The sequence below is a fragment of the Bradyrhizobium sp. CCBAU 45389 genome (genome assembly GCF_028128625.1).
In the GTDB taxonomy this organism is placed as follows: Bacteria; Pseudomonadota; Alphaproteobacteria; order Rhizobiales; family Xanthobacteraceae; genus Bradyrhizobium; species Bradyrhizobium liaoningense_B.
The window spans coordinates 1-11,379 of the sequence record NZ_LBIY01000060.1 but is presented as its reverse complement, the minus strand read 5'-3'; the positions used below and the strand labels follow the sequence as shown (position 1 = coordinate 11,379).

The window sequence follows — 11,379 nt, the reverse complement described above, 5'->3', positions numbered from 1 at the left end:
TCTCATCCGGGCGCCGTCCTTGATGAAATTCTACAGTACATCAGGAAGTCTAAGACCGAGATTGCAGAAGCGCTGGGATTCCAGGCAGCATCTGCACGACATCCTCGCGGAGAAGAAGCCGGTCAGTCCGAACGTGGCCGCCCGGATTGGAAAGCCGGTCGGCAACGGCCCGGCCATCTAGCTTCGTTTGCAGGCAGCCCCCGATGCGTGGCACGCCGACGCGAAGTTGATGTCAGCGAGATCAAGATGCTGGAACCGGCTTAGGGCGACGAGTCCGGGTGCGGGGTCGCCCAAACGATGTCGCAAGCGATGGTAGCCAGCCCGTCCTCGAAGACCGGGGCTGGCCACCTTTCCGCCCGAGAGGTTCAAATTCCCCAAGGTGCTACCATTTTATGGTGGAGAAGAACTGGAGAGCACCTACCAGTACCGGTGGGTTGCCGCGCCCCGCGTGCATGTCATATTGAAGCGCTCGGCCCGCAACTGTTCGAGCTGGCTCCGCTCATAGGAGTAACCGCCGTGCCTAGGACCGATGTGGTAGCGGCAATCCAAGCATTCACGGACTACGCCCGTAGGCCAAGCCATAGCCCGGCAGAAGACACCTACGGGCCACAGCGAACTGAAGAGCAGCTGGCCGCTCGGCGATTCCGGGTTGAAGTTATCTGCTCAAAAATGGACGCGGTGGCGGAGTGCCCTCTTTCGACCTTAGCCGAATTCGAGGCGCTCAGACGCGAGATGGGAAAAGATTTTCCCCCAACGCCACCCGCTTTACTCAACCATGTAATGGACGCATTTTTACGTTGTGGGTCCTACCCGCGCGGCCGGATGACCGACCCTTAATCGTGGACGGAGCCGGATGATGCTTGGCACGTTCTCGCTGCACAAGATCGACCACGCTATACGCGACCTAGAACAAAAAGTCGCCCACGGCGCGGAAATCAGCCGCGAGGAGCTTGCGAGCGGACTGCGGATTACGAAGCATCTTCGAGATGAACTCGAAGTGGCGCTCAAGGTGATCGATGGCCTAAAGGATCATACCGGTCCCGGGTCGACAGGCCGCTCAAGGTGGTAGCCGCGACCTAAACAGCGGGAACGTTAGCGGCCACGTGGCTCGGCGCCCGCTTGGAGAAAAAGCGCTCTCCCTACCACGCGCCAGCCTCAAACAGCGGAAGAAGCTGACGGTGGGATACATTCATCGCAAAAGCCGTGGCACAACTACCAGAACCGGGGTTGCAGCCTCGCGGGGCTCGGGGATCAGCCTCAGATCGCAGGCAGTGCGGGTGAGACTCGGCGCCGTTCGGTTGCGCCGGAGCGGACGCTGTCCCTGCCCCGCCCGCACTGCCGATAGTTAGCGGTCACGTGACTCGGCGCTCAAGTAACCCCCACGCATACACAGGGGAAGCGCTGTCCCTGCCACGCGCCGCTAACCCCCACACGGCCAGCCTCAAAGCAGCGGAAGAAGCTGACCGGGAGGTCATCGCTCGCAGAACGAGCGTAACTTACAGAACCGGGAATGGCCCGTGATTTAGAAGCAGCGGGCGCGACACGGTGCCGACCGACCAGGGGGGCTGAGTTGAAGCACCTGCCGCATCCGCACTGCTGGTGAGTTTAGCGGAAGGTGACACTCCACTCCACTGCTCTGGAAACCACAGCAATGTCCGTGCCACCCCCGCTAAACCCAACAACCAATTATTGGGACTAGCTTACTGAAAGCTGACGAGACTGCGCGCCCATTCACAAAACGAAAAGCGGCCCACGGGGCCGCTTGCCGTGGAGACAATAAAGACGTTCAGGCCGCAGACGAAAGGCGTTCGGCTCGCTTACGATCAGCGGCAGCCGCACCACGACGACGGCCCGGATCGGCAGTTCTGTGCGTCAAGTTCAGCAAAATCGATCATGGGATCCGGCCGAGCCATCCCCTCGGAGCCGCCGTCGCTCGCTTGCGCAAAAGCGTAGCCCTGGCGAGCGACGGCGGCGGAGAGGGGGGCGTGCATCCCCTTGGTGGGCCTGAGCATCGTCAGGCCGCCGGCGTAGCGCCTCCTTGTGCTCCTTCGGCAGATCCATGTTTAGATGGCGATGGTCCTCGAGCCAGGCCTCATGGCGCTCGACGGTCAGCGCCCGTACCAGCCTTAAACAGCTCTCGGCATTGGGGAGGATTCGCACGACATAGGTGCGCCGCTGATCTCCTCGTTGAGGCGATCGAGCAAATTGGTGAGATGTCTCGGTGCCAACGTTCCCGCTGCGGTGTTCTACATCGTGGAGTATGGTGCGACCATCGGGACAGCGGCACCGGGAGCACGAAGTGCGGGCAGGCCGATGTTATTCCAGAGCCGAGAGCTCGAGTTAGTAGCTGGCGGCCGCCTCCGTGATGGGCTCGAGTATCCGGCGGTCACGCGGGTCGAACTCGATCGAGCGGCGCCCCCTCCACCGGCGTATCGGCGCGGCCCGCGCCCATCTGCGCCATGTGCATCGCGATTCTCCGCGCGCGCTCACCTGCTGCGGACCTCACCATCGAGATCGAGCTCGGAGGGGATGGCATCCGCTGCGAGACTCATGCCCAGGGCACGGCCGTCGAGAGGTGTCCGGGGCTGGAGAACATCTGCATTGTGCAGCGCGTCGTCGGTCATAAGGTCACCTGCAGGCGGTACGATCGCGCGAACGATGTTCTTGTCGATATCGCCCCTCCAGCCTGGAGGTCGGGAGTAATGAGATGGGGGAGTAATGACATGGATTGGCGCCGCGACCTCATGCTGTGGCACCCGCGTCTGTTCCTCACGACGGCCGAGGAGCCTAGCCGCTCGTTCGGCTACCCGCACTGCGAGCGAGGGTGGCAGGATATCCTGGTCCGGCTCTGTCGCAGGATCGAAGTCGCGCTCCGCGACGGCGAGACCTTCGAATTCGTCCGCATCAAGCAGAAGATGGGCATCCTGCTCGTCGACTGGGACACCGAAGCCTCGAAGTCCACCGAGTCCGCGATTCGGCCATGCAGTTGACCTGGCCGTCGCCCGCTCCGCCTGCACCTGCGAGATTTGCGGCGCGGAAGGCCGGCTGCATGCCAACAAAGGGTGGCTCGAAACCCGCTGCGCAGAGCACGCGGCCGGCGATCCAGCGCCGCCCCGCTTGGGGCAGGGCTTCGACAACGTCCGCCGGCTGCGCCGCTGGCGAGGCCAGGCCAGCGTTTACTACGCGCTTACGACCGCGACGCCGACACTTTGACCGAGGTGCCGCCGCCCTCGCCGCAGCAGGAGCGCTAAGATGGCCAGATTTCGCTGTAGCGCCTAGGACCAGCAAGGCGAGTTCACCTACCATCCGACGCAGCACGATGCCCTCGCTGCGGCTCGAACGAGGTCGTTTTCGCGCCGGCCATCGACGACTTTATTCGAGGCGATGGCGTCAGCCGGGCCTCTCGACCGTGCGGCTCTGGACCATGTCCGACATTCATGTCGAGCTCACCCGCGGCTGACCTCCAGGCACCGGCAGACCGTCCGGCCTTCGACGTCATGGTGGTTGCTGGCGACCTCATTCCCCGCGCCGAACGCGGCGTCCGCTGGTTGATCAAGCGCGTGCCGGACCTGCCCGTGGTTTTACGTCATGGGCAATCATGAGGCCTACGGTGCGGACATCGACCGTACCCTCGGGAGGCTAAGGCCGCCGCGGCCGCCAGCAACGTGTTCGTGCTGCAGAACGAGACTATCCGCCTCGGCGGGCGTGACGTTCGCCGGCGCGACGCTCTGGACCGATTCGCGATCAATGGCGACGAGCATCGTGCGATGACGACCGCCGCTGAGCGCATGAACTATTTCAGGAGGATCAGGATGTCAGCCTGTCGGCAGCGCTTCCTGCCGCATAACGCCGCCACTCGGCATTTCAAGTCAGTGGCTTTTCTGAAGGCCGAGATGCGCAAGTCGTGCCGAAGGCACGCTGGTGATTTTCACTCATCACCGGCCTTGAGGTTGTCGCAGACCACGAACGTCGGGGCCCCGCCGAGAAAGGCGAACAGGTGACGTGCGCCCGGATCCAGTCGGCCAATCCCTCGCTCGCGCAGGCCTCGGCGTAGGTATAGTTCGAAGCGCCCATCGCTGCCACCAACAGCTTCATCGGCTGCACTTCCCCGGTCAAGGAGTCGATGACGTCGATGGTGTCGCCGGCGAAATCGACGAACACCTTCTCGCCACCCAGATGGGGCTGCCGCGTTGACGGCCGGGCCCGTCCCTTCCAGGCCTCGTAGGTCGTGCAGAACCAGGTGTATCCGAAACCGTCGGGATTGCCTGCGCGGTACTCCTCGCAGAGCAAGCGGCGGGTCACATTGCGCCGGCGCAGCTCCTGATGTCTAGGGTGCGCGCGATGGCCTGCGCCGGCAGGCCTTATGTTTTAGCCGAAGAACTTCCTTGATCCGGCGCATCGACAATCTCTGGGTAGGCATTGGGCTTCCTCGTTAACGACGAGGCCCATCCCTAAGCCGGTTGAGTTGTCGGCCGAAGCAGTGCTAGGCTCCGAAAACCTTGCTCACGATCCCGCGAAACACACACGCACTTATGCGGCGGAGAGACTTGCCGGCGGCGTTGTAGCCCCGAGCGGAGCCTATATTCCGGGCCCCGCCGTTCGGTGGAACGGCCGCCGGCATGGCCGGCGAAAGGATCGACGATGGGCCAAAGCATGGAGCCCTGAGCAGATTGCCCGACGCTTGCCGATCGACTTCCCGGACGACAAGACGATGCGCATCAGCCACGAAGCCATTTATCAGGTCTCTCTTCGTACAGGGCCGCGGTGTACTACGCAGCGAGCTGACGGCCTGCTTGCGAACCGGACGCGTGTTGCGCGTGCCCAGGGCGCGCGCACGCAGGCGAGGCAAGAACTTCGTCTCGCCGGCGATCATGATCAGTGAGCGCCCCGCTGAAGCGGCCGATCGAGCAGTGCCGGGACATTGGGAGGGAGACCTCATTCTCGGTCTTGGCAGCTCGGCGATCGGCACGTTGGTCGAGCGCACGACGCGCTTCACAATGCTACTGCACCTTCCCCGGCTGGCGGGCATGGCGAAGTTCCACGTAAGAAGAACGGACCTGCACTCGCGGGACACGGAGTAGAAGCCGTGCGTGACGCGATCTCGCGCACCATCATCACTTTGCCCGAAGAGCTACGTCGCACGCTGACTTGGGATCAAGGAGCGGAAATGGCTCAGCACGACCGCCTCACGATCGATGCGGGTATCCAAGTCTACTTCTGCGATCCTCAAAGCCCTTGGCAACACGGCACTAACGGGCACAGACCTGAGCATCCACAGCGCCGACGAGATATCCGCTGTAGCAGGGGTCCTGAATGCCCGACCGAGGAAGACACTGGGCTGGAAAACGCCGACAGAAGCGCTTGACGAATTAAATCATGAGTGAAAAATTGGGGGCTGCGACGACCGTTTGAATCCGCCCTCGTCCGGGAAGTCGATCGACAAGCGTCGGGCAATCTGCTCAGACTTCCATGCCTTGGCCCATCGTCGATCCTTTCGCTGGCCATGCCGGCGGCGTTCCACCGAACGGTGGGACCAGCAATACAAGCTCCGCTCGGGGCTACAACACTGCCGGAAAGTCTCTCCGCCACATAAGTGCGCAAGGCTGCGTTGGGCGCAAGCTTAGGCGCCTTGGGCCGGCGGGCAGATCGGTCTGCATGCCATTGTGCAGTTGTGGCCCGATAATCCAACCCGCCGCCGCGGGTAGCCGCGTTCCGCCGCAATTCACGGGAGACCTCCGCACGGGTGAGAGCACGTGCCACATTGCCGCATCTGCAGGGTTGGCTTCGCCATTCGGCAGAACAAGGAGGCGCTTGCAATCGCCATTCCGAGTATCGTCGTGAATCGCGACTTGCCCGATCGCCTTGTAGAGCGCCGTGCGCGCGCAACTCGACTTCACCTCGTAGATTTCGCGAAAGACGCCGCCCGGTCTGGACCCCGAGATCAACATAGCTGTCCTTGAAAAATGGTCTTAAGCGGTAGCTGCAATGAACGGTACTTTGCGGAAGTCCCGTGGCTGATAATGGCGAAATCAACAGAGTTGCCGAACGAAACGTTCCGCCCATAAAAAACGAACCAAGGTGCTCGTTGCGGAAAGTTCGTGTGTTGTTATCACCCTGTTCAAAAGCGCCATGACAGCCTCCTGCGAAACCAGGCCGAAGTCGGCTAACGCGCAAGAAGCAAGCTGTGATGAAATTATGTCCGCACGAGCCGCAATCGCCCTTGGCAGCACAAGCGCGAAAGTCTCCTTTGCGTAACCGCGTGGAAATACGTCAGAGCCCAAGCGCTCACGCAAATAAGAACGGAGAAGTTCCTTGCCCGAGCGAAGTGCAAACGGAAGCTTCGCTCCAAAATTAATCAATCTCGGATCGCCGAATGGGCGGACGGGCCAAAGTCCTCGCGTCGCGAGTGGGCGAGCATGACAAAGACTTGCCAGCAGAGTTGTGGATAGAGTGGCGCTGATGGGGGCGCTAAAAAGGAAGGATGAATGAGCGGCGTCGAGCCCGCGTTTCGTCAACAGGTCTTCTGCAAGTCCAAGCGCGATATCCAGGTGGGGTGAAGACGGAGATTTGGGTTCCTCCTCGTCGTTGCTGAAGCGAGCGCAAAGCTCGTCTCCTCCTATGCCGCTCCAGATTATTTCGCAGCCATCACCGCGAAACCGATCCCAGAGTGACCCGAACGCCTCGAGGTAATACTCTGAAATGAGTGGCAAGCGTCCTTTCAGGTCAAGATCTAGATCAATCGTCGGCATGTGGGCGTGCATTTCAACTTCGTGATCGCGGCAATTCAGTGCGCTCAAAATGCTCGCTCGGCGGTCAATCTGCTTGGGGCTACTCCCGTCGCCCAATAGTATCCCGCCACATGCCAGCGATGCTACGCTCTTGCTAACAGCAATTGCGACAGAAGCGGAGTCCATTCCTCCGCTCAGCTCCACAGCGCTTGCGCAGAAGGCCGTCGGCCGTGAACGAACAACCGCCTGAAGAGTATCAGAAAACTCAAGGGCATGATTGCTCTTCTCTCGTCCATTGAGCTCAGGGGCTGATGAAGTTGTCGCGCCGTACTCAAATGACGTTTCCGATCTGTCGACGTACAAGGTGGCGCCAGCAGTCAGCAGGTTAACGCCAACGCAGGCCTGTCGCGCAGAGTAGAACGTTCTCATAGATAGATGATGGGCTATAATTTCTGCATCAATCGCTCGCGATTTATCCAAAAGATCCACGAAATCCCAGGAAAGCGTAACCGTACGAGTGCGTTCCTCCACGTGGAAGTAAATTGGGAGGCTGCCTATATGACCTGCTCGTACACGCAACCGGGGACCCCGGCGAGCGGCCTCGATCACGATAAAATCGAGCGGCCAGTGCATGCAGTCTTGGTAGTGCTGACGAAACTGATCCGTGGACGCATGGGCTATGGGGACCGAATGGACGCCAGTCCCGTCCGCCCCCCCTTGACGCTCGCGTATGACGAAGAACCATTGCTCAGAGTTCGTCACTAACGAGCTCTCAAGGCTCTTATGTTGGAATGGCCAGATGTAGCTTTCACCAAACTCTATCGAGCTGCCTTTGGCAAAAGGATCGAAGTTTTCCAAATCGGCTATTTTCAGAGTGGCCTTGAGCATTTGTTCCTCGACTTAAACGTTACCGCCTCTCGTGTGAGAGGCGGTAACCGAGTGACGAATGATCTTAAAGGTAACCGTGGTTAGCGCTGTCGTTAGGGAAAGGAGCCTTCTCTCCCTCAATTGTGGGAGGTGGCAGCACCGGTAAGGGGAGGTCAGTTGTATCGGGCCGCGATGGCCGCTTAGGCGTGTCTGCAGTTGCGCTCTTCATGTCAATCTCCGGGTGATCGGGCTTCTCGTCGTCTCAAGTCGAGGTTTCAGTAAAAGCAAGAGTGGCGCGGCAACGTGCCGAGTCACAGTAGAAAGTCTCTCATGTAGAAGGCGGGCGACAACCCACCAATGTCGGCAGTTGAAAGACCGTGCTGGACAGAATTGGGTTGGTGTCTAGTAACGGTGAACGGCAGCAAACCGCACAGCCGCAACTTTACGTGAGATCGTATGGAATTCAGATCGCAAGGCCATGTCAGCTCTCTAAGTGCAAGCAAAGCCCCCTTTTCTGGATCCGCCGCAGATCAGGTCAACGACAGCGTATTGTCGCCGGCTTCCGAAATTCTGCATGCGTACTGGCGATCCGATCGGCGCTTGCTTCTCATCGTTGCGGCGGTGGTGCTGATCTCCAGCGCCAGCAGCCTCGCAGGCCCCTATGTATTTTCGTGTCTCATTGACGGTCTTCCGCGCAGCGAAGACATGTCGGCGGTTGCTTGGGGTTTCGCAGGATATGCAGTTTTGATCGGCGTAGCCTCTGCATTGCAGCGCATGCTGCAGTATCTCTCCTTAATGGCAGCCGAGAACCTGGGCTTCATTGCTGCAACTCGCTTCTTCGATCGCATCTTAAGGAAAACCGCAGCCTTTTTTCTTGAGTGCAATCCGGCGGAGATACAGAGTGCGGCCGCTCGCGGGCGCAGCGCATTGACGACGTTGGTCCAGCTTGGAATTGTCGTCTTCATCCCTGCTGCAACGCAGCTTCTGCTTACGCTCGTTACCCTAGGTGCGCTCCTCAATATCCAGATCGCTGCAATCGTTGCCGTTTATGGAGCAATCGCGACTGGGTTGAGCTTGAGTTCCACGCGTCAGGCACGCGCGTTCCTGGATGCGGCGGTCGAAGCCGGACAGGAGAATGCTCGGTTCGTCGGCAACGTCATGAACGCGATGGACGCGTTGCGCCATTTCGGCAGTCACTCCTGGATGAACGAACGCTTTATGATAAGGGCGCGGGAGGTGCGTGATAACTGGCGAGCCTACGTGTTGCACCGACTGGTCTACATCGCCGTGCTCGGCCTCGCCGTCGCGCTACAATTTGCGGTCACACTTCTCCTTCTTATACCTGAATATCACGCCGGCGCGGTCACGATCGGCGATATGGTGCTATTCAATACGCTTCTGCTTCAGCTCAATATGCCCTTTGAGACGGTCGCGAGGGCGATCTCTGACGTGGCGCGGTTGCGAGCCGACCTCATCCCTTTAGGTAGACTGTGGGCCGCACCAGAAGAGCGGCAAGCATCTCATGCTCACGATTTCAAGCCCTCCGCTGGCCAGCTCTCTTTCGAGAGCGTTGGTTATGCCTACGACAACGGACGCGGCGTTACCAACGTCTCGTTTAAGGCCGGGCGCGGCGGGATTACCTTTCTTGTGGGTAAAACCGGATCGGGGAAGTCCACGATCTTTAAGCTTGCCCTGAAATCGATTGAGCCCGACTACGGCCGAATTCTCGTCGATGGAACCGATATAGCAAGCGTCGATCGCGCGGATTGGTATGCCGCAGTTGCTCTCGTACCGCAGGACGTGATGTTGCTCAATGAGTCGCTAGCTGACAACATTTTGTTAGGACGGCCCCGCGACGAGGCACGCCTTCGCGGTGCCTCGAAAGAAGCCGCTATTCTGCCGTTGATCGAGGCGCTACCAGAAGGATTTGAAACGACCGTTGGAGAACGCGGCTTGAAGCTTTCCGGCGGGGAGCGGCAGCGCGTTGCTATTGCCCGCGCGCTCTATGGCCAGCCGGCGATCCTTCTTCTCGACGAGGCGAGCTCCGCACTCGACGAACGTACTGAGCGGGACATTATGGACCATATACGCACCCTGGCTGAGGATGTAACTGTGCTAGCGATTACTCATCGGAGAGGTGTCATCTCTGCGAGCGACGTCGTGGTCGATCTGACTGACTGCGGATTGTCGGTGACTTAGACGAAGGTGCCGCAGCCGTTTCGTAAGACGCCGAGTTTTAGCCCCCAGCATGCCCACGAGCACGACCAGCCGCTCCGCTGTCGGATGCGATCATCGTTGTCGTAGTGAATCTGTCTGTAGATGTCAGCGACAAACCCGCCGAGGGAAGAGAAGCGGACCGGAATCGCCGAGGTCGATCTTGAATTTGTCGTAGAAACTCTCCCGGCACCCATTCTCCAGTGACGGCCTTTCTTCGAGCGGGAGATGGCGATATTGAGCGACAAAAGGAAGACGCGGGTAGCTTTCGCGTTGTACTCGGCACCGTTCTCGGGACGAACGATCGCGGGACGGCCGTGCGCAAGGAGCGCATTGCCGAGACCGGGTAGCGCAAGAATTCCCCGATCTGCCGCCGGAGCGCATGGTCGCGCTCCTACAAACGTGGAGACTGAAACGCCGAGCGATTGCGCGCGCCTCGCGTGCGGCCACGCCGGCGTCTCTCATCTCATTTTGGGCCTGTTAAGTTTCAGGGTGACGAGGCGGACCATCCTCAGGAGCTCGTCGTCTCCCCTCGGAGCTTGGCAATCTCCATGACGGAACGGCCACTTGATACCGTGCCCGCGATTAAAGAACGGGCGACTCATTAAGCCAGGCTCGAAAGGTGAAGCAGTAAAGAACGCGCAAAGGGCGTTGATTGAGCGACACTATCTTCATCCTGGAACAGACGACGGCATCTTCGGACCGGTGACCCTAAGACTGCGGTGAAGGCATTCCAAGCATCCCACTTTGATTTCGGTGGTAATCCGTTGAAGGCTGACGGAATTGTCGGCCCCAAGACGTGGGCCGCGCTCTGGAGTTGATCGAGCGTGTTTCAGCTTCGACAGGAACCTAAAGGTTATTCAAGGGGCGATGACCGCTTATCAGCCCCGGGGGAGGGCGGAGGGCGCTTCCTCTACAAATTCAAGCTCCTTAAGCGTAGGTTGTTTCGAGAATCAGACTGCCAGCGAGCACCAGTGACAACGTTCCCGGTTTACTTAGAATCCTCGAGAGCTTCGTCATGTAACCAACTATGGCTTCGAATGGTGCACCCACGTCCACTTGGTCGCTCCCGCGACGAGTTCCGTATCCCCGCCTTAGTCGATTGTTCAGCGGGACGCCGAAGGCATACTTGGGACGGTGTCTGACGATGACACGGAACTTCGCCGGCTCCCCATCCAGACGCTCCGACACGTCCTCGCCGATCAGCACCTTCTGCTTGCCGGCATGCTCAGCCGACGCTTCCGGCTCGATGACAAAAGCGAAGATCGAATGTCACGCGCGTGCCCGGCACCAGATCAGCCCCTTCGCAGTCGCAAAGGCCTGATATGTGCACGAACAAATCTTTGCCGTTGCCGTCATCAGGCCGGATGAAGCCCCAGCCCTTTTCAACGTTGTACGACACTACCATTCCAGTGTGCATCTTTGCTCCAACGTCTTGCGGCTCGATATTGCCGCCTGCTGCTCCCGAGCTGCGGGTGCACTTTCCTCTCCTAGTCGGCTGTGAACAAGCCTGTAAGCGATTGAGCAGGAGCCTGTTTTTGGGATTTGACGGCGTTTGAGATTGCAGGGA

At 59.7% G+C, this 11,379-nt stretch carries 6 protein-coding genes and 6 pseudogenes; 5 read left to right on the top strand and 7 right to left on the bottom strand.

Going from position 1 to position 11,379, the window contains the following annotated elements; translation table 11 throughout:
• Together XH79_RS07485 and XH79_RS07480 are read left to right on the top strand one after the other, a co-directional pair.
• Positions 1-181: pseudogene (locus XH79_RS07485) on the top strand (hypothetical protein); the annotation flags it as partial.
• A gap of 672 nt (positions 182-853) precedes the next feature.
• A complete protein-coding gene (locus XH79_RS07480; protein ID WP_038937322.1) occupies positions 854-1,069 on the top strand; it encodes a hypothetical protein in 216 nt (71 codons plus the stop codon).
• A gap of 953 nt (positions 1,070-2,022) precedes the next feature.
• On the opposite strand, the pseudogene XH79_RS07475 reads toward XH79_RS07480, so the two are convergent.
• Together XH79_RS07475 and XH79_RS07470 are read right to left on the bottom strand one after the other, a co-directional pair.
• Positions 2,023-2,219, bottom strand: a pseudogene (locus XH79_RS07475) (transposase); the annotation flags it as partial.
• Between the two features lie 267 nt (positions 2,220-2,486).
• The gene (locus XH79_RS07470) at positions 2,487-2,624 is read right to left on the bottom strand and encodes a hypothetical protein (RefSeq protein ID WP_271581238.1); all 138 of its coding nucleotides are present in this window, start codon (positions 2,622-2,624) and stop codon (positions 2,487-2,489) included.
• A 99-nt stretch (positions 2,625-2,723) separates the two neighbouring features.
• On the opposite strand from XH79_RS07470, the gene XH79_RS07465 reads away from it, so the two are divergent.
• Positions 2,724-2,990, top strand: a complete 267-nt coding sequence (locus XH79_RS07465; RefSeq protein ID WP_271581237.1) for a hypothetical protein — start codon at positions 2,724-2,726, stop codon at positions 2,988-2,990.
• Between the two features lie 950 nt (positions 2,991-3,940).
• Here the strand turns inward: XH79_RS07465 and XH79_RS07460 are convergent.
• Positions 3,941-4,420: pseudogene (locus XH79_RS07460) on the bottom strand (IS21 family transposase); the annotation flags it as partial.
• A 30-nt stretch (positions 4,421-4,450) separates the two neighbouring features.
• On the opposite strand from XH79_RS07460, the pseudogene XH79_RS07455 reads away from it, so the two are divergent.
• Positions 4,451-5,412 (top strand): annotated as a pseudogene (locus XH79_RS07455) (IS30 family transposase); the annotation flags it as partial.
• 7 nt (positions 5,413-5,419) lie between these two features.
• Here the strand turns inward: XH79_RS07455 and XH79_RS07450 are convergent.
• A pseudogene (locus tag XH79_RS07450) lies at positions 5,420-5,763 on the bottom strand (IS30 family transposase); the annotation flags it as partial.
• Positions 5,764-6,029: 266 nt separating this feature from the next.
• Entirely contained in the window at positions 6,030-7,616 is a 1,587-nt protein-coding gene (locus XH79_RS07445; protein ID WP_271581236.1) for an asparagine synthase-related protein, read from the bottom strand.
• Between the two features lie 435 nt (positions 7,617-8,051).
• Between XH79_RS07445 and XH79_RS07440 the strand changes: the two genes are divergently transcribed.
• Positions 8,052-9,794: an ABC transporter ATP-binding protein gene (locus XH79_RS07440; RefSeq protein WP_271581235.1), complete on the top strand. Its 1,743-nt coding sequence runs from the start codon at positions 8,052-8,054 to the stop codon at positions 9,792-9,794.
• A gap of 1,137 nt (positions 9,795-10,931) precedes the next feature.
• Here XH79_RS07440 and XH79_RS43225 read toward each other — a convergent pair.
• Together XH79_RS43225 and XH79_RS43220 are read right to left on the bottom strand one after the other, a co-directional pair.
• Positions 10,932-11,063, bottom strand: a pseudogene (locus tag XH79_RS43225) (IS66 family transposase zinc-finger binding domain-containing protein); the annotation flags it as partial.
• Positions 11,038-11,217 (bottom strand): cold-shock protein, encoded by a 180-nt coding sequence (locus XH79_RS43220; RefSeq protein ID WP_442869925.1) that lies wholly within the window; start codon positions 11,215-11,217, stop codon positions 11,038-11,040. The pseudogene XH79_RS43225 and the gene XH79_RS43220, both read right to left, overlap by 26 nt.
• Between the last annotated feature and the right edge of the window lie 162 nt (positions 11,218-11,379).

What these genes read in the sequence shown, in the direction of transcription:
- XH79_RS07480 (WP_038937322.1), top strand. Translation starts at nt 854, where the DNA reads ATGATGCTTGGCACGTTCTCGCTGCACAAGATCGACCACGCTATACGC.
- XH79_RS07470 (WP_271581238.1), bottom strand. Translation starts at nt 2,624, where the DNA reads ATGACCGACGACGCGCTGCACAATGCAGATGTTCTCCAGCCCCGGACA.
- XH79_RS07465 (WP_271581237.1), top strand. Translation starts at nt 2,724, where the DNA reads ATGGATTGGCGCCGCGACCTCATGCTGTGGCACCCGCGTCTGTTCCTC.
- XH79_RS07445 (WP_271581236.1), bottom strand. Translation starts at nt 7,616, where the DNA reads ATGCTCAAGGCCACTCTGAAAATAGCCGATTTGGAAAACTTCGATCCT.
- XH79_RS07440 (WP_271581235.1), top strand. Translation starts at nt 8,052, where the DNA reads ATGGAATTCAGATCGCAAGGCCATGTCAGCTCTCTAAGTGCAAGCAAA.
- XH79_RS43220 (WP_442869925.1), bottom strand. Translation starts at nt 11,217, where the DNA reads ATGGTAGTGTCGTACAACGTTGAAAAGGGCTGGGGCTTCATCCGGCCT.